Consider the following 23,432-nt stretch of genomic DNA (forward strand, 5'->3'; position numbering starts at 1 on the left):
GGCCTAATGTCATTCAGCTTTTGGAGGTGTTAGCGCTGGTTAGACCTGACCGGGCTCTCTGATATGGAGTAGTCGCCCTGCCACGTCGTGACACCTTTCCAAAAACGCCGCAAGGGGGAATCAAATGCCGTTTGCCATTCCACGCTGGATTAGCAATTCGGTCAGCTGATCTACCACTTCCGGTATGCTCAGGCGTGTGGTATCAAGCGTTATGGCATCATCTGCCGGCTTGAGAGGAGCCACACTGCGCTGCGTATCGCGTGCATCGCGTGCCTGAATCTCCTTTAAAAGACTCGATAGACTAGCACCCACCCCTGCTTCCTGCAACTGTAGATACCGTCTCCGTGCCCGTTCTTCGGCACTGGCGGTTAGAAAAATTTTCAATGGTGCTTCCGGAAACACCACGGTTCCCATATCGCGACCATCGGCCACCAAGCCAGGCGATCGCCGAAAATCTTGCTGACGCTGAAGCAACGCCTTACGAACCTGTGGTAGCGCTGCTACACGAGAAGCACGCTCCCCAGCGTGCTCTGTGCGTATTTCCCGAGAAACATCTTCACCTTCTAAAAGTGTCCGAGGCTGACCATCCTTAACGGGGAAAGCAACGTCAAGTTGGCTTGCGAGCGATGCTAACGATGCCTCATCATCTAAGGCTACGTTATGTTTTAAGGCTGCCTGGGCGGTAAGCCGATATAACGCCCCGCTATCTAATAGGTGCCACCCCAAGCGCTCAGCCACCAACCCACTAATGGTGCCTTTACCAGCCCCACCTGGGCCATCGATCGTTAGCACGGGGACATTAAGCGTCATTAGCACCCTCCACGCTGACACGCATGCCAATGTGTTGTGCTAGGGCCACGAAGTCAGGGAAAGAAGTTGCCACATTGGCACAGTCATCGATAATGATTTCTTCATTCGCGCGCAATGAGGCAATTGCAAAGGCCATGGCAATACGGTGGTCGCCTAAACTATCAATACGTCCGCCGCCGTAGCTAGCAACGTTATCGTCAGCATTGCCAATGATATCTATACCGTCTTCAACCACTGTATGTTCAACGCCTAGTATCGCTAGCCCATCGGCCATTGCTTGAATCCGGTCAGACTCTTTGACCCGCAGCTCCTCAGCGCCGCGCAAGCGTGTTTTACCCTGCGCATTGGCAGCGGCAATAAACAGTGCGGGAAATTCATCTATCGCCAGCGGCACCTGCTCAACAGGAATATCAATACCCTTCAACGGCGTGTAACGAATGCGGATATCCGCCACTGGCTCACCACCAACCTCATGCTCATTTTCAAGTGTTAAATCAGCACCCATCAAACTGAGAATATTAATCACGCCAATACGCGTAGGATTAATGCCTACGTGTTCAAGGGTAATATCTGCCCCTGGTGTAATAGCTGCTGCCACTAAAAAGAACGTTGCCGACGAGATATCCGAAGGCACGTCAATCGGTCCTGCCGTTAGCTTACCGCCACCTTGCAACCAGCAGGTATCACCCTCGCGTGAGACGCTATAGCCAAAGCCATTGAGCATGCGTTCAGTGTGATCGCGAGTAGGCGCTGGCTCACGCACGCGCGTTTCACCTTCGGCGTACATGCCGGCTAACAGCAAGCAGGATTTCACCTGCGCACTGGCCATGGGCATGTCGTAATTGATTCCCTTGAGCGCAGCACCACCTTTAATCCTGAGCGGCGGTCGACCGCCCTCAGCGGTGTCGATAGTGGCGCCCATCAAACGCAATGGGTCAGCAACACGTCCCATTGGCCGTTTGGTTAACGACTCATCACCAGTTAGCTCGCTGTCAAATGCCTGACCAGCCAATAGCCCAGCAAACAAACGCATGGCAGTGCCAGAGTTACCCACATAAAGCGGGCCTGCTGGGGCTTTCAGTCCATGCATGCCCACGCCGTGAATAGTAACCCGCCCCTGATGAGGCCCTTCAATGGCGACACCCATTTCACGGAAGGACTGCAAAGTCGCGAGGCTATCCTCACCCTCTAAAAACCCTTTAACTTCGGTAACACCCTCTGCCAAGGCGCCCAGCATAATTGAACGATGGGACATTGATTTGTCCCCTGGCACGCGAAGACGACCTTGCGCCTGGCCGCCGGGCTGCACCCGATAAGTCACTTTACCGTGTGGTTGCATATGATATTCCGCCTGATAGCTGGTTTTATTCAATAACGTATCAAAATAATGGCGTGCATGACTGGCACGATCAAACGTTGCAATGAGGGTGTCGCTATCGCCGCTTTCTACCGCCTGCCGTAACCTTGCAAGGCCTGCTTCGAAATCATCTAACGATGACAAGACGGCATCGCGGTTGGCAATAAAGATATCTCGCCACATCACAGGGTCGCTGCCAGCAATCCGGGTAAAATCACGAAACCCACCGGCAGCATAGCGAAAAATTTCTAACCGCTCGTCTTGGCGCGCCAGCGTGTCGACCAACGAAAATGCTAGTAAATGCGGCAAATGACTAGTGCGCGCCAGCACTTGGTCATGCCGCTCTACACTCATTTGCAGTACGTCTGCGCCAGCAGCGCGCCACAGCGCCTCAACCCGCGTAAGCGCGTCTGAATCTGTCGTAGGCTCGGGGGTCAAAATCACTTTATGATTGATATAAAGCGCTGCATTAGCGGCTGCAACACCACTTTTTTCAGAACCAGCAATCGGATGGCCCAGCACCATTGCAGGGGGCATTTCACCAAAGGTACGCACAGCACAGTCACGGATTGTCGCTTTCGTACTGCCTACGTCAGTGATGACCACGTGCTCAGACGCACGGTGAAGAGCCGCCGACAACGTCGACATTACGCTCTCCATGGCTAAGACCGGCACGGCCAGCACCACCATAGAGACACCGTCCAGCAGCTCTGTTAATTGTGATCCGCCGCTATCTATTAACCCTAAATTTATCCCCAAGGCGATTTCTGACGGGCTGGGGTCACACGCTGAAATGCGGCCTTTGAAGCCTGATTGCCGCAGTGCGGCAGCCAGCGACCCCCCAATCAAACCAAGGCCAACAATCAGTAGATGTGACTCTTGACATGGCGGCCAAACGTCAGCGCTAGCTTCCAACGCCTCAAAGGTACACGCCGTCACAGCACGCCTAACGGATAGGAGCCAAGCACACGCAACTCAGAAGCGCGTAGCCTGACTTCTTCAAGCACAGCTGCCACCTGAGGCTCATCACGATGCCCTTTAAAATCAATAAAGAACACGTAGTTCCAAACACCCGTACGTGAAGGACGTGTTTCGATCCGCGTTAAGTCAATACGGTGACGATGAAACGGTTCTAATAAGTCATGCAGCGCCCCAGGCTGGTTGCGCATAGCAACAACAATGGAGGTTTTATCCTCGCCTGATAGTGGCACATCTTGATTACCAATAATCAGAAAACGCGTTGAGTTATCAGGCCGATCTTCGATCTTGTCAGCTATACGTTCTAAACCATACAGCTTTGCCGCCATATCACCTGCAATTGCCGCGCTGTGCCACTCGGTTTTTACCAGTTTGGCTGCTTCTGCGTTAGAAGAAACAGGCACTCTCTCAGCATGAGGGTAATGGGCATCAAGCCATTTACGGCATTGACCAAATGACTGCGGATGAGAATAAATCCGCGAGACCTTATCGCGCCGCGTGGTTTCGCTAATTAGCAGATGATGATGAATACGCAGAACCACTTCACCGCAGATTTTGATCGACGAGTCCATAAAGGTGTCGAGCGTGTGATTAACAACGCCTTCGGTAGAGTTCTCTACCGGCACCACCCCGTAATGAACGGCGCCCGCCTCAACTTCACGAAAGACTTCGTCAATTGCCGCCATCGGCAAGCTAACAGCGCTCTCACCAAAGTGTTTAAGTGCCGCCTGCTGGGTAAATGTACCCTCTGGCCCCAAGTAAGCAACTTTGACAGGCTGCTCCAGCGCAAGGCACGCTGACATAATTTCACGGAACAGCCTTGCCATTTCCTCTGAATCTAGCGGGCCTTGGTTCAACGACATAATCCGGCGCAACACCTGCGCCTCCCGCTCAGGACGATAAAATATGGCGTCTTTATCTTGAGCAAGTTTAACGTGTGCCACCTGCTGGGCGCAGTTGGCGCGCTCACTAATCAAGCGCAGAATATCGCCATCCAACTGGTCGATACGTTGACGTAAGTCGTCTAAATTAATCGGCGTATCGGACATGATGGTTAGCCTCTTCGTTGTTCAAAATCAGCCATAAAGGCGATTAGCGCATCAACGGCCTCTTCAGGCACCGCGTTATATAAACTCGCACGCATGCCGCCAACACTACGATGCCCCTTCAGGTTAAGAAGCCCCGCCTCGTCAGCTTCTTGCAGGAATACGTTGTCTAAACCACTATCGGCTAACACAAACGGAACATTCATGCGGGACCGGTTACGGCTGGCAATGGGATTGCTATAGAAATCACTGGCATCAATAGCAGCATAAAGCTTCTGCGCTTTGCGCTGGTTTATGTCATCCATCGCCTCTAAACCACCGATGTCATCCTTTAACCACTGGAAAACAAGGCCTGCCAAGTACCATGCAAAGGTTGGCGGCGTATTTACCATAGAACCGGCATCGGCAAGCATTTGATAGTCAAACAGTGACGGAATGGAGCTAGGCGCTTTGCCAAGCAAGTCATCACGGACAGCGACCAACGTTAAGCCAGCTGGGCCAATGTTTTTCTGAGCTCCCGCGTAAATCACTCCAAACTGCGCCACATCGATAGGACCGGATAGAATGTTCGAAGACATATCGCAAACCAGCGGTATGTTTATGCCATCAGCGCGCTGAACCCTTGGCGTATAGTCGAACTCTAGACCACCGATGGTTTCATTTGAGGTGTAATGCAAATAGGCGGCATCGCTACTTACTGCCAGCGCTTCTGCTTCAGGCACCGCTGTATGGCCATTGCTTTCGCTACTCGCCGCTACATGACAGTTAAACCCTAATCGCCGCGCTTCACTGATCGCCTTTTTACCCCAAATACCCGTTTGGATAAAATTGGCGCTACCCCCCTGCCCAAGCAAGTTCATCGGCAACATCGCAAACTGCATGCTGGCCCCGCCCTGCAAGAAAAGCACTTTGTAGTTACTTGGAATATCCAGCAACTGGCGCAGGTCGGCTTCAGCGCGATCCGCAATAGCGACAAACTCGTCGCTACGGTGGCTCATCTCCATAACAGACAGGCCACGCCCTTGAAAATCCAGCAGTTCGCTGCGCGCACGTTCAAGCACTGCGACAGGCAGGGCCGCTGGCCCTGCACAAAAATTATAATGACGTGTCATCGGTTCCCGGTTCCTGTTCGCCATTGTCAGTGTTGGCTGACTCACCCGTATCAACGGTATCTGTATCGACCGTGTCCGTGCTATGAACGTCTGTATCTGAAATGTCTGATTCAAATACATCAATTTCTGCAGGCTCATCCACGCGGACAGTTTTGACTAGTTTTTCTTCTTTACCCAGGCGAATCAGCATAACCCCTTGGGTATTACGTGAGGTCGTTGATACCTCTTCGACTCGGGTACGAACTAAGGTGCCTCGGTCGGTGATCAGCATCATTTCGTCACTGTCGTAAACCTGCATTGCCGCCACCAAAGCGCCGTTACGCTCGCTGGTTTGCATGGCAATTACGCCTTGCCCACCACGGCCGCGCAGCGGAAATTCTTCCAGGCGCGTGCGCTTACCATAGCCATTCTCACTGGCCGTGAGAATATAGATCTGACCTTCCGCTTGAGCATTCTCGGCCGCAACAACTTGGGTATCCGCATCTACGTCAGCGTCATCTTCAGCGTCAATTTGCTGGCTCTTAGGAATGATCAAGCTAATAACTTCAGCGGCACCTGCCAGACGCATACCACGCACACCACGCGCGGTACGGCCCATCGCTCGCACATTGCCTTCTTCGAAGCGAATAGCCTTACCGTTAGAGGAAAGCAGCATGGCGTGATCAGAGCCAGACGTAATAGCAGCCCCCACCAAACGATCGCCCTCTTCCAAATCAATAGCAATCAAACCAACACTACGTGGACGAGAGAACTGCTCAAGACTGGTACGTTTTACGGTGCCTTTCGCCGTTGCAAAGAATATGTAGTGCTCAGGATCGTAGTCACGCACCGGCAAAATGGCATTAACTGCTTCACCTTCTTCTAGCGGTAGCATGTTGACCAGCGGCTTGCCCCGAGAGCCACGACTGGCATTTGGCATCTCGTACACTTTCAGCCAATACACCTTGCCACGGTTAGAGAACAGCAGCACGGTGTCATGGGTAGACGCCACCAGCAGGTGCTCAATAACATCTTCATCTTTCATCGCGGTGGCTGACTTACCGCGTCCACCACGGCGTTGAGCCTGATAATCAGACAACGGCTGTGTCTTGGCGTAGCCAGAGCGGGAGACAGTCACCACCATATCTTCTTCAGCGATTAGATCTTCAATCGACAGATCAAGGTGGCTCGCCTGAATTTCCGTACGACGGTCATCGCCATACTGGTCACGTACGGCATGCAGCTCTTCTCGAATCACTTCCATCAGACGATCTGGGGACGCCAAAATAGTCGTGAACTCGGCTATCTTTTCAAGAATCGACAGGTATTCGTCTAATAGCTTCTCGGTTTCAAGACCCGTTAGGCGATGCAAGCGAAGCTCAAGAATTGCCTGAGCCTGCGCGGGCGACAGCCGATACTCTGTTGCCGCCGTATTTAGACCAAACCCTTCATCTAGCTCTTCAGGCTTACATGAAGTTGCGCCCGCGCGCTCCAGCATCGCGGTCACCTGACCAGGCTTCCACGTTTTCGCCAATAACTTTTCGCGCGCCTCAGCAGCATTGGGAGATGCTTTGATCAGCTCGATAACGTCATCAATGTTGGAGATGGCAACTGCCAAACCTTCCAACAGATGTCCACGCTCACGGGCTTTCTTTAGTTCATATAAAGTTCGGCGAGTAACAACTTCACGGCGGTGGCGAATAAACGCCTCTAGCATCTCTTTAATATTCAGAGTGCGCGGCTGGCCGTTTTCCAGTGCCACCATGTTGATGCCAAACACATTCTGCAGCTGTGTTTGTGCAAATAGGTTGTTGACAACAACATCACCCGATTCACCACGCTTGATCTCGATTACCACACGCAGACCATCTTTATCCGACTCATCGCGGAGTTCTGCAATACCTTCGATTTTCTTCTCTTTTACCAGCTCAGCGATCTTCTCGATCAATCGCGCTTTATTCACCTGGTAAGGCAGCTCAGTGATGATAATGTGATCTCGACCACTCTTATCATCATGCTCAATCGTGTGGCAGGCACGCACGTAGATGCGCCCACGCCCAGTGCGATAAGCGTCTAAAATACCCGCACGACCATTGATAATACCGCCGGTAGGGAAATCCGGTCCTGGAATGTACTGCATGAGGTCATCGACGGTGAGCGTGTAGTCATCAATTAACGCCAGACAACCATCAATTATTTCCCGCATATTATGGGGCGGGATATTGGTAGCCATGCCCACTGCAATCCCTGATGACCCATTGATCAACAGGTTAGGAACTTTGGTTGGCAGCACAGCCGGAATGCGCTCAGTGCCGTCGTAGTTATCGACCCAATCGACGGTGTCTTTTTCCAGGTCAGCTAACAGCTCGTGGGCAAGGCGTGCCATGCGCACTTCGGTGTAACGCATGGCAGCCGCGTTATCACCATCAATGGAACCAAAGTTACCCTGACCATCCACCAGTACGTGACGCATGGAAAAGTGCTGGGCCATACGAACGATAGTGTCATAAACCGCACTGTCACCGTGCGGATGGTATTTACCGATGACATCGCCGACGACACGCGCCGACTTCTTGTACGGTTTATTCCAATCGTTGCTCAGCTCGTGCATGGCAAAAAGCACACGCCGGTGAACAGGCTTGAGGCCGTCACGCACATCGGGAAGAGCGCGACCGATAATGACACTCATCGCGTAGTCGAGGTACGACTGTTTAAGCTCGTCTTCAATATTGACGGGCAAGATTTCTCTGGCGATGTCACCCATGAAAGTCAGATCCTTTGCACTGCATTGGCACTGCGAGAGTTAAAAGCGCTTAAAAAGCCGCCCTTGATACCACAACAAGGCGGCGCGCAGAGTCAGCACCATCATACCACTGCATAAGCACCATGGGCAGTCAGTGGCAGCGGCATTACGATTTACGCTAAAAAGGTCGATTTATCGACTACAAGGCCATTAAGCACCTCTCGCACGTCTCCCTCGATAGGAGCCGCTTTATTAGCCTTCATATCCAGCAGTACAAAGGTCAAATCTGCTTGAGCAACGAGTACGCCGTCTTGTCGCACAATTCGATGATGACAAATCGCACTACGTTCCCCCACATCGACAATACCGGTCATAATCCGCAAATCATCGTTTTGTACGGCAGCAGCTCGATAATCAATATTTAAATTGACCACGACAAAAGCTCGTCCGGCCTTATGAAGTTGATTGATCAGACGCGGGTGATCATCAAAAAAAGCCCAACGTCCTTCTTCCATAAATTCAAGATAACGTGCGTTGTTGACGTGACCATAGCCATCTAGATGGTAACCACGTACACGAAGCGAAACGCTGGAAATCGATGTAGACATAACCATCCTTTATTCAAAATTCATTAGCGTCTAATTTTAAATTCCGTGAACTAGACAAAGCCTCTCAAATCAAACACAAGTTTTAAACTAGCACAACAACCAGGTTAACCCCCTAAGGCGCTGGTAGGAAGGGCTTGGTTTCGCCATAATGTGCCACCTTTTAAATAGGATCGGTGACATGTGGTTTAAGCACCTACATTTATATCGCCTTCATGGCGCCCCTGAACTAGATAGCGCGACACTAGAGGATGCGTTAAACGAGTTTGCAGCCAAACCGCTAGGAAGCGCCGACGCGCGTCGTTTAGGGTGGACAGCCCCCGCAGGCAGATTAGGTAGTGGCCAGCGACTACACGAACTCCAGGGCCATCGGCTACTTTCTGCCCTACGCCAGGAGCGCCTACTGCCTGCTTCTGTAGTTAAAGAGGAAGTGGACGAAAAAGTCGCTGATATCGAAGCTAGCGAAGGACGAAAAGTCACCCGCAAAGAAAAAACAGCGCTAAAAGAGCAGGTCACAGAGGAACTAATGCCCCGGGCATTTGTTCGCAGTCAGAAAATCGATTTATGGTGGGACACGCGTCACCAGTTAATCGGTATCAATGCAAGCTCCCGCACACGCGCTGAAGATGTGCTGGACCTATTACGCGAAACACTGGGTAGCTTGAAAGTCACGCCACTCACATCGCAAACCCTGCCGATACGCGCGATGACTCAATGGTTGGGCGAAGCGGCTAGCCGCCCTGCTGATCTTCAATTAGGGGATCAAGTTGAGTTAAAAGCGAAAGGCGATGACGGCGTGCTACGTGCTCGCCAGGTTGACCTGGACAGTGACGAGATCCAGCAATTACTGGAAAGTGGACGGCAAGCCAGTAAGCTCGCGATTAGCTTGGAGGGCCGTTTAAGCTTTGTTCTGCATGATGACTTGGCGCTGAAATCACTGCGCTTTGGCGATGCATTAATTGAAGAAGCCGATCACGCAGACGATGGCGATGATGCGCTTGCCCGCTTAGAAACTGATTTTATTTTGATGGCGCAGGCACTGTCGGAGGATATTCCTCGCCTAATCGAGTGGCTAGGTGGGGAAGCTCAGCGCGAAGCTGTCACGCAGCCAGACGCTTAATTTAGCCTTCAGCCTGCTGATGTAAACTGTTTATATTTGCCTATATCCAACGGATCGCATGACTCATCACAACAACGCACTTAACGCTGACAACGCCAACGACCCCTGGGCTGACATTCGTCCCTATATGGATCATGAAGTGGCCAATGTTCTTGAGCGTCTATCGCACGATAGCGAGCTTTTAAACGCATTGACCCGCTTCAGGCTACCGCGCATGGCCAAATGGGCGCCTCCCGTTGCCCGCGCTCTGGCGGGCTATGCGATACGTCGTGAAGTAAAGGGCGTTACCTCTGTCTACGACTTCCAAATGCGTATCGCAAGCTACATGGAGCGCATGACCCGCACCACCACGGATGCTTTCGAGGTCTCCGGGCTTGATAAGCTCGACAACGACAGCGCTTATCTGTTTATAGGCAATCATCGCGATATATCGCTAGATCCTGCATTTGTGAACTACGCGCTTTACCAAGCTGGCCGCGATACGGTTCGTATCGCGATCGGAGACAACTTACTTAAAAAGCCCTACGTCACTGATCTGATGCGGCTAAACAAAAGCTTTATCGTACCGCGCAGCGCCCGCGGCAAGCGTGCCATGCTGGCGGCCTATCAGCAGCTATCGGCCTATATTCGCCACTCAATCACCGTTGACCAACACTCTATTTGGATGGCGCAACGCGAGGGACGCGCGAAAAATGGCATTGATCGAACTGACCCCGCTATCATTAAAATGCTAACCATGGCCAGACGGAACGCAGAGCGAGATATGGTGTTTGGTGACGCCATCGCCGAGTTAAAATTAGTGCCGGTATCAATTAGTTATGAATACGATCCGTGTGATCGGCAAAAAGCTCAGGAACTTCATGATATTGCGACTGAAGGCAGCTACGCGAAAAGCGAATTCGAAGATATTAGCTCTATTGTGTCAGGCATCACTGGCTCTAAAGGGCGGGTTCAGCTGCGTTTTGGAAGCCCGGTAGGTGCTGATATGGCGACACCTGATGAAGTAGCAGCAGAAATTGACCGTCAAGTGATCGGCGGCTACCGCTTATTTCCTAGCCACTATTTAGCTCTAGAAGCGCTTGGCGAGTCACCAGAACTCATCGCCCGCAAAACGATCACCCGTCAAGACAGAGAACGCTTTAACGCACGGCTAGCCAGCATACCTGAAGCGTTGCAGCCTTATTGGTTGGAACAGTACGCCAATCCGGTCAAACATAAGGCAGGCCGTTTGAGTTTATAAACCTTGCCTTGGTGGAAGCGCTGTGGCACCAGAGTGCTATTAGAATTGGCAATAAACGGTGCCCAATACCTACTAGGAACCGATGCTCAGCGGTAAAAAAAGTGCTATGGTCAAAGCATTCATTGGTCTCGCTTGAATATTCCTCAAGCGCGGTCTTAAGGAGAACTCCAATGTCCGCATCAGAAATTCAAAAAACCCGCATTATTAACGAACTGCGTGGTTTTATTCGCAAGCTGCTTCAAGATCCAAAAATTTTGGAACAATCGCTGACGATTGCACGGCAACAGCTGCTTGAAGGCAACAGCCCTGCTGTAATGGCCAAAATTGCCAACGAAATCTCCGATACTACTAGCGTTCATATTCCCGAAGACCCCGCTGAGCACTCTGAAGCGGATAAGCTGTTTTTAGAGCTTCTGCGGGAAGTAGTTCAGGAAGAACAGGCTCTCTACTAGCCGATGAGCAGCTTGCGAAAAAGAAATATTCAGTAACTTATTGTCGTTACCGGCGAAGCGCACGCCTACTTCGCCGTCTTTATTTGCCCTGCCTAACCGGAATTATCATTCACCATGTCAAATACTGCTCCGCGCAACATTTTGGTGACAAGCGCGCTTCCTTATGCCAACGGCGCCATTCACTTGGGACACCTTCTTGAGTACATCCAAACCGACATTTGGGTGCGTTTTCAAAAAAGTCGTGGCCAGCAGTGCTACTACGTATGTGCCGATGATGCCCATGGCACTGCCATTATGCTACGCGCCGAGCAGGAAGGTATTACGCCCGAGGCTTTAATTGAACGTGTTTCCCAAGATCATCAAGAAGATTTCGCCCGTTTTGGCGTTGAGTTTGATAACTATCACTCCACGCACTCTGACGAAAACCGTTACTTCAGCGAACTGATTTACACCCGCTTACGTGATAAAGGCCATATTGCCACCCGCGATATTGAGCAAATGTTTGATCCGCAAAAAGGCCTGTTCTTAGCTGACCGCTTTATTAAGGGAACGTGCCCTAAGTGCGGCGCCGATGATCAATATGGCGATAACTGTGAAAAGTGTGGCGCTACTTACACGCCTGCTGACTTAATCAATCCCGTTTCTGCTATTTCAGGGGCAACGCCTGAAGTACGCAGCTCAACTCATTACTTTTTCAAGCTGCCAGATTTTGCTGAGTTTCTTCAGCAGTGGATTAATGACGACCATGTCCAGCCGCAAATTCGCAACAAGCTAATGGAGTGGTTCGAGTCAGGCTTCAATGAGTGGGACATCTCTCGAGATGCACCCTACTTTGGCTTTGAAATTCCTGATGCGCCTGGCAAATACTTCTATGTCTGGCTAGATGCCCCTATTGGCTACCTAGCAAGCTTCAAACACCTGTGTGACCGGAAGGGCATCGACTTCGATACTTTTTGGAAAAAGGATTCGGACGCAGAGGTTTACCACTTCATTGGCAAAGATATCGTCTATTTCCATGCCCTATTTTGGCCTGCCATGTTGCATGGTGCAGACCTTCGAACGCCTACTGCGGTTAACTGTCACGGTTTCCTAACGGTTGACGGTGCCAAAATGTCTAAATCGCGTGGCACTTTTATCAAAGCAGCAACTTATGCTGAACATTTAAATCCAGAGTACTTACGCTACTATTTTGCCGCTAAATTAACGTCCAAAGTAGATGACTTGGATCTCAACCTCGACGATTTTTCTGCACGGGTTAACTCTGATCTGGTAGGAAAAGTTGTCAATATCGCCAGCCGTTGCGCCGGTTTTGTGAAAAAACTGGGCGGCGGTAAGCTAGCTGGTCATTGCGCCGAGCCACAAATGGTTGCGCGTTTTATTGCTGCTGGCGACCAAATTGCTGACGATTTTGAGGCACGTGAATTTAGCCGGGCCATGCGCAAAATCATGGAATTGGCCGATGAAGCCAATACCTATATTGCTGATAAGGCCCCCTGGGCACTGGCTAAACAAGGTGGTCAGGATACCGAGGTACTGGAAATCTGTTCAGTCGGTATCAACTTGTTCCGGCAACTGATGGTCTATCTTGCGCCCGTGGTGCCCGTTATGGCTGAGCAGGCGCGCGACTTTTTAAATATTGAGTCACTCGACTGGAACAGCCGTGGTGACGTGCTGGTCAATCACCCAATCAACAAATTTAAGCCACTGATGACTCGGGTTGAGCGAGATAAAATTGACGCTATGATTGAGGCATCCAAGGAGGATTTAGTGGAAGAACAGAAGCTAAAAAACACGCCCAAAGGCCCTCTGTCGGAAGAGCCAATTGCCGATGAAATCAGCTTTGACGATTTTGCTAAAGTTGATTTACGCATTGCCCGTATCGCCAAAGCGCAGTACGTTGAAGGTGCAGATAAACTGCTTCAGCTTACGCTGGACCTAGGCGGTGAAACACGTAATGTCTTTTCAGGCATTCGTACGGCTTATTCACCAGAAGCCCTAGAAGGCCGTTTGACTATCATGGTGGCTAATTTAGCCCCTCGCAAAATGCGTTTCGGCTTGTCGGAAGGTATGGTGTTAGCATCGGCCAATAAAGATGGGATTTACTTGCTCTCCCCCGACGCAGGCGCGGAACCAGGGCAGCGCGTTACTTAATTAGGTATAGGTTGGCGAAGGGGCTGAGTGAGCAACCTCAGCCCTTTTTTATGAGTCTACGCTAATATTTTAACCCTACTGAGTTTGCTATATGCACCAGCGTATCCCACGCTCATTGCGTTTTCGTTTTTTTGTTGCACTTGGCGGATTACTTCTATGTGCAATAGCCTCGCTGGCGGCTATCAGCGCATGGCTTATCTTTCCGACATTACAAGCAGAAGAGCGCGCAACGGTCAAACGGGAGCTGGATCGTGTTGAACGTAGTTTTAAACTAGATCAACAACAGCTGCATGCCCAGGTAAGGGACTGGGCTCACTGGGATGACACTTATCAGTTTATACGGGGTGATTATCCACGTTACGCAGACGTCAATTTCAGTCAAGAAATGTTTGAAGATATGCGTTATCAGTTCATGGCGTTTTTCACTAGCAGCGGAGAGGTCCACTTTCTAGCTGGCATTAACCCTGAGACAGGTAGTTATCAAACCTGCAGAGCTACCATTGGTGACTGCAGCTGGATGACGCCATGGGTAAACAGCATGCAGGCCGCCATTGAAGATAATAGAACCGATCAAATTAGCATCTACGCTAACCACCCCCCAGCCATCGTTGCTTCCAGCCCCGTATTACGTACTGACAAAAGTGGCGTATCACCCGGATGGTTGTTTAAGACGCGCACACTAAATAGCGAATGGCTAAGTTTTATGGAGGTTTATACAGGCCTACCAATCAGCCTTAGCCTCAGTCATGAGTCAGCGCCTCTCAGCGACTCTTTTAGCTTCTCAGGCAACACGGTAGTTGCTGAACGTTACTTCCCCGTTTCAGGCTCGCCGACGCCTATGTCGTTAAGTATTGGTATAGAACTTAATCGCACGAGCTATTTGACCAGTTTAACCACCTTTCGTTATGTACTGCTATGGACAGCGGGCTTGATGATCATGGTCATTGCTTTGGTGCTATTGCTACTTGAGAAAATTGTGCTTAAGCCGCTGCGGTTATTAACCCAATTTACCCAGCAAGTAGGAACAGATGGGACAGATACCTATGGACTTACCAAGCGCAATGATGAGATTGGCTTGCTGTCACGTACGTTTCAAGAGCAGTTCGCCTGCCAGCAGCAACTCAATGCTGAGCTACTAAAGCTATCTACCCATGACGCTCTAACAGGGCTACCTAATCGTCGGCTTTTTGATCAACGCCTGGAAACAGCTTTTGCAGAGGCAGTCTCAGCACCCAATGCTTTAGCGGTGATGATGTTAGATATCGATCACTTTAAGCTATATAACGATCACTATGGTCACCAATGTGGCGATGAATGCTTGCAGCAAGTGGCGGGTGCCTTTAATAGCATCGCCACCGCATTTAATTTCTTAATTGCCAGAACGGGAGGAGAAGAATTCAGTGCCATCTTGCCCGGTGTTTCCCCAGAGTCTGCCAAAGAAATTGGCGAGCAGCTAACCCAAGCCATCGACCACCTACAGTTGCCCCACGCGACGTCTCCTGTGAAGCCTTATGTAACAGTAAGCGTTGGCATTGCTATGCTGAAAGACAGCAAATCGCCTTCAGCAAGCGCAGTAATGAGCGCTGCCGACCAAGCCCTCTATCTTGCTAAGGCAGCCGGGCGGCACCAAGTTGTGCTATTCAAACCACCCCTAGCCAACACTACGTTTTCTGCGCACAATACGCCGCTATGAATGAACTTTTTCTAATTTTGATTAGCACTGCGCTGGTCAATAACTTTGTATTGGTGCAGTTTTTAGGGCTTTGCCCATTTATGGGGGTTTCAAATAAACTGGAATCCGCCATGGGCATGTCTCTGGCGACCACGTTCGTACTCACACTGGCATCTGCCGCTAGTTATGTGGTCTATCATGGCTTACTTGTGCCCTTGGATGTTACCTATCTGCGCACCATCAGTTTTATCGTTGTTATTGCCGCTGTCGTGCAATTTACCGAAATTATGGTGCGCCAACTAAGCCCCCTATTGCATCAAGTGCTGGGGATTTTTCTACCGCTGATTACCACTAACTGTGCGGTACTTGGTGTCGCCCTGTTATCGCTTAACCGCGAGCTGAGTTTCTTTCATACTACCCTTTATGGGCTGGGTGCAGCGCTTGGTTTTTCGATGATTTTGGTGCTGTTCGCAGCGATGCGCGAGCGATTGACCAATGCTGATATACCAACTCCTTTTAGAGGTGCCGCCATTGCTATGGTCACAGCGAGCCTTATGTCACTGGCCTTTCTCGGTTTTTCAGGATTAGCGCAGGGGTAACCGCCATGGGAGATATATTTTCTTGGTGGAGCATTCTCAGTGCAGTGGGTGTGTTGACCGGAATTGGAATAACGTTTGGAGCACTACTGGGTATGGCCAGTGTGCGCTTCAAAGGAGAAGATAATCCGTTAGTAGAGCAGATTGATGCACTATTACCACAAACCCAATGTGGCCAGTGCGGTTACCCAGGCTGTCGGCCGTATGCGGAAGCTATCAATCAGGGTGATGCGTTGAATAAGTGCCCGCCTGGCGGCGAAGCGACTATTCACGCATTAGCAGACTTATTAGGCCGAGAGCCTGTGCCACTAGATGGCGAAGCAGCTACTGAAGACACTGTCGCGTTTATTCGTGAAGCTGAATGCATTGGCTGTACTAAGTGCATTCAAGCATGCCCGGTGGATGCCATTATTGGCGCTGCAAAGCAAATGCATACGGTGATAGAAGATGAATGCACCGGCTGCGATTTGTGCGTTGCTCCCTGCCCCGTCGACTGTATTGATATGTTGCCTCGAAGCAAGCCTCTCAACCAATGGCAACCTGTGGTCACCATCGCACCTTTAATCGCCAGCGATCGACAGCCAACTAGGAGTCAGCATGCCAGCCTATAAATTCCCAGGTGGCATTACTCCGCCAGAACGTAAAGATCGTTCGAATCAATTACCGCTTCGAAACGCGATTCTGCCTACCCAAGTAACACTTCCGCTCAAACAACACTCAGGTAATCCTGCGATCCCCTGTGTTGATATCGGTGATGCAGTTCAGGTGGGTAGCCTAATTGCCGAGCGAGACGGCATGGTGTCGGCCAACTTGCACGCCAGTATTAGCGGGACAGTGACTCAGATTAGTGATAACGCCATCACCATAGATGCTGATGGATTGGACCACTGGCAAGTGCTGCCCTCACTTGATTGGCGAGCCGATAACCACCAAACGATCATTGATCGGCTCGACAGCTGCGGCCTAGTAGGCCTTGGTGGTGCCGGCTTTCCCGCTTATATCAAAGCCCAAATAGCGGATCATCATCGGATTGATACACTCGTTGTTAATGCCGCCGAATGCGAGCCATATATCACAGCAGACGACTTGGCTCTTCGCCATTATCCAACCGAGATACTGGAAAGTGCGCAAATGGTCGCTAAGCTCTGCGGCGCCCGTCAGATTGTAGTGGGTATTGAAGATAATAAGCCCGAAGCGATCCATGGATTAAAAAAGGCACTCTCTCACTTTCAACCGCCTGACCACCAGCAATCAGTAGGCATAACCATCAAGGTCATCGAGACCCGTTATCCCAGCGGTGGTGAGCGCCAATTGATCAAGAAATTGCTCAACCTTGATGTACCCAGTGGCGGCCTTCCTGCCGATGTCGGTGTTCTCTGCCACAACCCCGGCACGCTGCTGGCAGCGCTATACGCAGTACGTGATGGTAAACCTTTAGTCGAGCGAATCGTCACCTTGACGGGAGACGCCATCAGCAAGCCAGGCAACTACTGGGTGCGCCTTGGCACATCTGTTGAAACGCTGCTTCAGCAGGTAGGAGTAGCAAACCAACAACTTCATCAAGTCATTGTGGGCGGCCCAATGATGGGGACACCTCTCCCAATACTTAATACGCCGGTGATCAAAACGACAAACTGTTTAATTGCTGCCACTCGTGAAGAGCTGCCCCCTCTTCCCGAGGAGTCTCCTTGTATTCGCTGTGGTGCTTGTGAAAGCGTGTGCCCGGTCCAGCTGCTTCCGCAACAGCTGCATTGGTATGCCCGTGCGGAGAACGACGATACATTGGAAAAGCTTAACTTATTTGACTGTATTGAGTGCGGTGCCTGCAGCTATGTTTGCCCAAGTTATATTCCATTAGTGCAGGATTATCGCTTAGCAAAACAGCGTATTCGCATTAAACGTATTGAGACCGCTAAAGCCGATCACGCTAAGCATCGATTTGAATTTCGTCAGGCTCGGCTGGCGCGCGAGGATGCAGAGAAGCAAGCTCGCCGCCAAGCCAGACAAGCACAAAGCCGTCAGACGTCAGATAGCTCAAAGGTAGCCGACAGTGCCACACCAGTGGTTGATTTGCGCAGTTTGCGCATTGCTCAGACCGCCGCTAAAGCAGCAGTGAGAAAAGCTGAAAAAACCCTCGCAAGGGCCGCAGCACAAGACCCAAGCCAGCGCCACGATGATTTAGAAACTCAACTGGCCACCGCCCAGGAAAATCTTAAGGCAGCTGATACTCGGCTGGCTGAAGCTCGCGCCACAATGGCACAACAGGAATCGCCATGAGCATGATGCACGCCTCGCAGCGAACGACTGAATCATTCAATACGATGCCACCCACCGCCTATTTAATGCGTTGGGTGATTGTCGCTACCGTGCCTGGACTTGGCGCGATGACGTTTTACTTCGGCCTGGGCATTATTAGCAATGTGCTTTTAGCCGCCCTGTTTGCACTCGGCGCAGAAGCGCTGGTGTTAAAACTGCGCCAGCGCCCGTTACGGCCTGCACTGAGAGATTCAAGTGCGTTATTAACCGGCGTACTGTTAGGTGCATCGCTACCACCTGCTAGCCCCTGGTGGCTCATAGGGATAGGTGTTATTACCGCTGTTGTAGTTGCTAAACAACTGTATGGCGGTCTAGGCCAGAATCCTTTCAACCCCGCTATGGTAGGCTATGCCCTGCTACTCATATCATTTCCCACTCACATGACGTTATGGTCACCTCCACAGCCTCTTATCTCCGACAATTTATGGGCCCAGATCAGCGGCATTTTACCGGCTTCCACGCTTGATGCGCTAAGTGGGGCTACGCCGCTAGATGCCTTTAAACATAAAGGTGAAACGGTGCTGGCCAGCGAATTTTGGGCTAGTCAACCGTTACCTGAAGGCGCATTGAACGCTTGGCGCAACGTAGCGCTGGCTTGGTTAGCAGGTGGGGTGTTGCTAATTGCGAAACGAATTATCAGCTGGCACATTCCTGTTTCAATGCTTGTTAGCATGGCAGTGCTTGCCACACTTTTTTATGCCAGCGACCCAAGCCACTTTGCTTCACCGCTGTTTCACCTAACCACAGGTGCAGCCATATTCGGGGCCTTTTTCATTGCCACTGATCCTGTTTCAGCAGCGACTAGCCGCCGAGGAAAACTTATTTTTGGCGCTGGGGTTGGCGCGTTGGTCATGATTATTCGCACGTTTGGCGGCTACCCCGATGCAGTAGCATTTGCCGTTTTACTAATGAACTTATGTGTACCGCTACTGGATATTTATACCGTGCCACGCCCTACAGGCCAGCCTAAAACACAGCAACATGCAAAGCACGGTGACTCAACATGACACCCCGCCAAGCCATGCTTCGCGGCGCTTTCGCCTTAGGAATGTTCTCTCTAGTCACCGCAGGCAGCGTTGCGTTGACTCGGGCGGTAACTGCCGAGCGTATCGATGATCATCAGCGAGCCTATCAACACCGCCAACTTCAGGAGGTATTACCAGCCGTTTTGAAAGATATAGCGGTTCAAACGGTCTTAGACAGCGCATTTCAATTACCCAACTCAGAACAGCTGGGCCATCGCGAACCTCAATATGGGTGGCACGTTGAACACGATCATCAGCAGGTCGTTATTCTGCCGGTCGTTACTCGTCAAGGGTACAATGGCGAAATTCGGCTACTGGTGGGCATTGATCAGCAGCAACGCATTACCGGTGTACGCGTTACCCAACACCAAGAAACGCCTGGGCTTGGCGATGACATTGAGCGCCAGCGAAGTGACTGGATAACCGAGTTTAATGGCTTGAGTTTAAACAGCCTGCCGCCGGGTGGATGGGCAGTACGTAAAGATGGCGGCCACTTTGACGCTTTTACAGGCGCCACCATTACGCCACGTGCAGTCGTCAACGCCGTCCAGCGTGCACTGAGCTATGTCACCGAACATGTCACCGAAAACGCCGCTGAAACAGAACTCCCTATCACTTTTGAAGAGACCACCCAATGAGTCAGTGGCGCGAACTAGCCCGAAACGGTCTATGGTCGAATAATCCTGCTCTCGTACAGTTACTGGGGCTATGCCCCTTACTGGCCGTCAGTGGTAGCGTTGTCAATGCACTGGGGTTAGCATTCGCCACCCTGCTTGTCATGGTGGGCGCTAGCACTACTATTTCACTGATTCGCCATCAGGTTCCCAGCGCAGTAAGACTACCCGCCTTTGTCATGGTGATTGCTGCCTTTGTTACCTGTGCTGAGCTTTTAATGGCTGCATTTGCCTATTCGCTTTACCAAGTATTGGGAATTTTTATTCCGCTGATTGTCACTAATTGCGCCATTTTAGGCCGTGCTGATGCGTTCGCTTCCCGCCAGCCAGTATTACCGGCTGCCATCGATGGATTTATGATGGGCCTAGGATTCGGTGCCGTATTGGTTCTGCTAGGAGCTCTACGCGAGCTGCTTGGGCAAGGCACACTGTTTAGCGATATGACGCTGCTATTTGGGCCTATTGCCACCAACTGGCAAATCACGTTCGTAGATGATTATCAGTTTTTGTTTTTCGTGCTGCCTCCTGGGGCTTTTTTCGTTGCGGGGCTATTGATTGCGTTAAAGAATGTACTTGATCAACGCCGTAGCGCTCACGCGCAACCTGCTAATACAGCGCCCCGAATAGATCGTCGAGTACGTGTTACCGGTACCATCAAATAACCAAGAGAGCATCCTATGAATGCCCAAAAGCGTCATGAAATTTTTGCTCGTCTACAGGCAGAGAATCCGCATCCCACGACTGAGCTAAACTGGAGCACGCCGTTTGAACTGTTGGCCGCTGTGCTGCTATCTGCTCAAGCGACAGACGTAGGTGTTAATAAGGCCACTGACAAGCTCTTCCCTGTGGCCAATACGCCCCAAGGAATTATTGATCTAGGTATCGATGGGCTAAAGAGTTACATTAAAACCATCGGACTATTTAACACGAAAGCCGAAAACCTGATGAAAACCTGTCACTTGCTGATCAATCAACATGATGGCGAGGTGCCACAAACACGTCAGGCGCTGGAAGCCTTACCGGGTGTAGGAAGAAAGACCGCCAATGTGATTCTCAATACTGCCTTTGGTCAACCCACCATTGCCGTGGACACGCATATTTTTCGAGTATCTAACCGCACGGGTATCGCCAAAGGCAAAGATGTCGTTGAGGTTGAGCAAAAGCTACTGCGTCATATTCCTAGTGCTTTTAAACAGGATGCTCACCACTGGCTGATTCTGCATGGGCGCTATACCTGCATTGCCCGCAAGCCACGCTGCGGTAGCTGTATTATTGAAGACTTATGCGACTATAAAGATAAAACCGAACTTGCCTAAGGGCGCTGGTTGTTAACGCGAGAAAACAAGATGCCAACCCCAGCCAAGCTTCTTCATGACCAGCCCATTGCCCAACGTATTGATGCGCTATTGGATCTCTCCAAACAGCACGCTGAGCATTTTTGTAGCCCTGGTGCGTGGCTGGCACGGCAACGCTACAGAGCACAGCACCCTACCTCAATCGTCGTGATGAAGTGCATGGATGGTCGTATTCATATTCCACACGCCACCCGCACTCCTCTGGGCATTATTACTCCATTTAGGAACTTAGGGGGTATTTTTGATTTAGGCTGGCCCTATTTAGGGGAACTGCTAACCGATGCTGTCATAGACGCTGCAAGCGTGGGTCACGCTACCCTCATGCTGATTACCTACCACTTTTCAAGCGGCCATCAGGCCCGCGGCTGTGCAGGGTTTGATTGTGACACTGAAGCCGCCAAAGCCCATGCCTACGCAATCGCTAAACAGGCAGGCCAGCTATTCGGCAATGACTATCAGCAGGTTTATCCGTTAGTGTGTGGCTTTGAGACCGACAGCGATGCGCTGATTATTCACGGCCACCATAATGAAGTACTTGATATACGCGACTGGCGAAACCAGCCTGTTGAAGACTTAGCCGTAGCGCTTGCCAGTGTATGTCCCGATATGCCTAAAGAAATCCAACGGGATTTACTGCCATTACTTAAGGGTAACCTAGCGCATATCTCTGATTTGCAGAGTGCTGAGCGGGTATTGGATATTGAACATCGCGAATGGGTGATTTGCATAGGTCGTGGGTTTGACTTTCTACACCTTCCCAACACCGCGCTAATTATTGGCCCTTACGGCCCCAATTTAGCGGAACCTATTGGCACTGCCGCCGCCATCATTGATGCGAACATGCGCGCAGGGAGAATCCCTGACGATGGCTTTATGCTGCTTGCCTCAACGCCCTATCAGCATAGCGGCGTGGATCGGGCACGCGCCGAGCTGAAATCGCGCTTTTTATCCGACTTCGCCGAACACGTTATTCAGCGCGAACACCCTGCTCTGGCTAAAAAAATGCGCCGCCATACGGCGGTAGTACACTGGCCCACTAGGCGATTGGATTCACTAACGTGAGTCTCAAGTGGTTCAATGCTCCATCAACAACGCACGATAAGCGCCACGCCATTCAGGCCACTGCCATTGCTCGGTAGCCAACAGTGATGGTTGGCTAACGGGGTCGATTAGCCACGCGCGCAACCGCTGATAAAGCCCCTCTTGCGTACCATCAAAACGATACTCATTCGGGTACAGCTCAGGGAAACACAGCCTGTCAGGCACCAGCGGAATCGCGCCCCGCTGGGCGGCTTCCATAATGGCTAGCCCTTGGAACTCGTGCCAGGTAGTGGAGACCACAATGCCACCGCCCATTAGCAATGCTCGGTACTCCGCTTCTGGCTGTGGCCCCCAGCAAATCGTGTGCGCCGTCAAGCGCTCTTCTGCCTCAGCAAAAATGGCGGGGACATCCCTAAAGCGCTGGCCTAGCACTGCTAGTTCAAAAGGCACCTGCTGCTCACTCAGCTTGAACAGCACGGCAAAAAAATCCTCAGGATTTTTATCGTACTCCCAGCGATGATTCCAAATAATGCGTCGTGGGTGGGTGTTAGCGTGGGGAGTCTCACCCAGCGGCATGATTGGCACGGGCAATACTTTTGCCTGCTGGCGTAAGCGCTCTAACGGTTTGGCTGCTGGCAGGTTTTCAGGCAATTTTTTTAAAAACTGCCGCGCGCCGTCGAAAAAAGAATCACGGTTGTAGGTGGTATTAAACACCAACGTATCCGCCGCCAAAGCCGCGTACAAATTAACCATTTTGGCCTCTACTTGGGAAATTTGATCGCTAGATTCTGGATAGGCAAACTGGTTTTCATGGAAGTAAATAATCTTTCTAGCTCGTCCTAAGTGGGGAAATAAGCCAACGAGCGTGGCAATATCCACCATCGAAGTAGCTAGCACAACCTCATAAGATTCACTAAGGGTTTCGTACTCTTTTAACCACCAACTCAATGGATTACCACGAATTCGCCATGAAAAGTGACGTGGCGGCAAGCTAAGTAGTGTCCACGACACATCATCAACTTCGGCCATCAAGCTTTGTGCCCAATAGCGATGACTAACAGCCTCATAAGCAGACAACAATAAAACGCGCATAAACACCTTACTTAAAAGTCCATTAAGCTTGAATTCAGCTAAGCAAAAGCAGCCGGTTGCTACGGTAC

The 23,432-nt window shown here is 51.0% G+C and carries 20 protein-coding genes; 13 read left to right on the plus strand and 7 right to left on the minus strand.

What is annotated here, in order from left to right; genetic code table 11:
- Positions 1 to 120 precede the first annotated feature (120 nt).
- The 6 genes from cmk to K1Y77_RS09000 all read right to left on the minus strand — a co-directional run bounded on the left by cmk (position 121) and on the right by K1Y77_RS09000 (position 8,633).
- Positions 121 to 810, minus strand: a complete 690-nt coding sequence (gene cmk / locus K1Y77_RS08975; RefSeq protein ID WP_030072824.1) for a (d)CMP kinase — start codon at positions 808 to 810, stop codon at positions 121 to 123.
- Positions 800 to 3,106, minus strand: coding sequence for a bifunctional prephenate dehydrogenase/3-phosphoshikimate 1-carboxyvinyltransferase (locus K1Y77_RS08980; protein ID WP_406567217.1), 2,307 nt, complete (start codon positions 3,104 to 3,106; stop codon positions 800 to 802). Before K1Y77_RS08980 ends, cmk begins: the two co-directional genes overlap by 11 nt.
- A complete protein-coding gene (gene pheA / locus K1Y77_RS08985; protein ID WP_030072822.1) occupies positions 3,103 to 4,194 on the minus strand; it encodes a prephenate dehydratase in 1,092 nt (363 codons plus the stop codon). The genes K1Y77_RS08980 and pheA overlap by 4 nt, the downstream gene beginning before the upstream one ends.
- Before the next feature lie 5 nt (positions 4,195 to 4,199).
- Positions 4,200 to 5,303 (minus strand): 3-phosphoserine/phosphohydroxythreonine transaminase, encoded by a 1,104-nt coding sequence (serC, locus tag K1Y77_RS08990; protein ID WP_264428068.1) that lies wholly within the window; start codon positions 5,301 to 5,303, stop codon positions 4,200 to 4,202.
- Positions 5,287 to 8,046 (minus strand): DNA gyrase subunit A, encoded by a 2,760-nt coding sequence (gyrA, locus tag K1Y77_RS08995; RefSeq protein WP_030072818.1) that lies wholly within the window; start codon positions 8,044 to 8,046, stop codon positions 5,287 to 5,289. Before gyrA ends, serC begins: the two co-directional genes overlap by 17 nt.
- Before the next feature lie 152 nt (positions 8,047 to 8,198).
- On the minus strand, positions 8,199 to 8,633 hold the full coding sequence (locus K1Y77_RS09000) for an acyl-CoA thioesterase (RefSeq protein WP_030072816.1): 435 nt from the start codon (positions 8,631 to 8,633) through the stop codon (positions 8,199 to 8,201).
- A gap of 178 nt (positions 8,634 to 8,811) precedes the next feature.
- Here K1Y77_RS09000 and K1Y77_RS09005 point away from each other — a divergent pair, with 178 nt between their 5' ends.
- The 13 genes from K1Y77_RS09005 (at position 8,812) to K1Y77_RS09065 (ending at position 22,293) form a co-directional block, all read left to right on the plus strand.
- A complete protein-coding gene (locus K1Y77_RS09005) occupies positions 8,812 to 9,750 on the plus strand; it encodes a recombination-associated protein RdgC (protein WP_030072814.1) in 939 nt (312 codons plus the stop codon).
- A gap of 58 nt (positions 9,751 to 9,808) precedes the next feature.
- Positions 9,809 to 10,990, plus strand: a complete 1,182-nt coding sequence (locus tag K1Y77_RS09010) for a 1-acyl-sn-glycerol-3-phosphate acyltransferase (RefSeq protein ID WP_264428071.1) — start codon at positions 9,809 to 9,811, stop codon at positions 10,988 to 10,990.
- A 170-nt stretch (positions 10,991 to 11,160) separates the two neighbouring features.
- The gene (locus K1Y77_RS09015; protein WP_030072810.1) at positions 11,161 to 11,442 is read left to right on the plus strand and encodes a hypothetical protein; all 282 of its coding nucleotides are present in this window, start codon (positions 11,161 to 11,163) and stop codon (positions 11,440 to 11,442) included.
- Between the two features lie 114 nt (positions 11,443 to 11,556).
- The gene (gene metG, locus K1Y77_RS09020; RefSeq protein ID WP_264428072.1) at positions 11,557 to 13,593 is read left to right on the plus strand and encodes a methionine--tRNA ligase; all 2,037 of its coding nucleotides are present in this window, start codon (positions 11,557 to 11,559) and stop codon (positions 13,591 to 13,593) included.
- Positions 13,594 to 13,684: 91 nt separating this feature from the next.
- Positions 13,685 to 15,286, plus strand: coding sequence for a sensor domain-containing diguanylate cyclase (locus K1Y77_RS09025; protein ID WP_264428073.1), 1,602 nt, complete (start codon positions 13,685 to 13,687; stop codon positions 15,284 to 15,286).
- Positions 15,283 to 15,864 carry an electron transport complex subunit RsxA gene (gene rsxA, locus K1Y77_RS09030; protein WP_264428074.1) on the plus strand — a complete coding sequence of 194 codons (582 nt, stop codon included), beginning with the start codon at positions 15,283 to 15,285 and terminating at the stop codon, positions 15,862 to 15,864. Before K1Y77_RS09025 ends, rsxA begins: the two co-directional genes overlap by 4 nt.
- Positions 15,865 to 15,869: 5 nt before the next feature.
- Entirely contained in the window at positions 15,870 to 16,472 is a 603-nt protein-coding gene (rsxB, locus tag K1Y77_RS09035; RefSeq protein WP_030072803.1) for an electron transport complex subunit RsxB, read from the plus strand.
- A complete protein-coding gene (gene rsxC, locus K1Y77_RS09040; protein WP_264428075.1) occupies positions 16,459 to 18,138 on the plus strand; it encodes an electron transport complex subunit RsxC in 1,680 nt (559 codons plus the stop codon). The genes rsxB and rsxC overlap by 14 nt, the downstream gene beginning before the upstream one ends.
- A complete protein-coding gene (locus K1Y77_RS09045) occupies positions 18,135 to 19,184 on the plus strand; it encodes an RnfABCDGE type electron transport complex subunit D (RefSeq protein ID WP_264018208.1) in 1,050 nt (349 codons plus the stop codon). The genes rsxC and K1Y77_RS09045 overlap by 4 nt, the downstream gene beginning before the upstream one ends.
- A complete protein-coding gene (rsxG, locus tag K1Y77_RS09050; protein WP_264428078.1) occupies positions 19,181 to 19,840 on the plus strand; it encodes an electron transport complex subunit RsxG in 660 nt (219 codons plus the stop codon). Before K1Y77_RS09045 ends, rsxG begins: the two co-directional genes overlap by 4 nt.
- Positions 19,837 to 20,538 (plus strand): electron transport complex subunit E, encoded by a 702-nt coding sequence (locus tag K1Y77_RS09055; protein ID WP_264428081.1) that lies wholly within the window; start codon positions 19,837 to 19,839, stop codon positions 20,536 to 20,538. The genes rsxG and K1Y77_RS09055 overlap by 4 nt, the downstream gene beginning before the upstream one ends.
- 15 nt (positions 20,539 to 20,553) lie before the next feature.
- Entirely contained in the window at positions 20,554 to 21,192 is a 639-nt protein-coding gene (nth, locus tag K1Y77_RS09060; protein ID WP_264428083.1) for an endonuclease III, read from the plus strand.
- 30 nt (positions 21,193 to 21,222) lie between these two features.
- Complete coding sequence (locus tag K1Y77_RS09065) at positions 21,223 to 22,293, plus strand: carboxysome shell carbonic anhydrase (protein WP_030072790.1); 1,071 nt, start codon at positions 21,223 to 21,225, stop codon at positions 22,291 to 22,293.
- A gap of 12 nt (positions 22,294 to 22,305) precedes the next feature.
- On the opposite strand, the gene K1Y77_RS09070 is transcribed toward K1Y77_RS09065, so the two are convergent.
- Entirely contained in the window at positions 22,306 to 23,364 is a 1,059-nt protein-coding gene (locus K1Y77_RS09070; RefSeq protein WP_264018204.1) for a tRNA-queuosine alpha-mannosyltransferase domain-containing protein, read from the minus strand.
- Between the last annotated feature and the right edge of the window lie 68 nt (positions 23,365 to 23,432).

Source organism: Halomonas qaidamensis (assembly GCF_025917315.1).
In the GTDB taxonomy this organism is placed as follows: domain Bacteria; phylum Pseudomonadota; class Gammaproteobacteria; order Pseudomonadales; family Halomonadaceae; genus Vreelandella; species Vreelandella qaidamensis.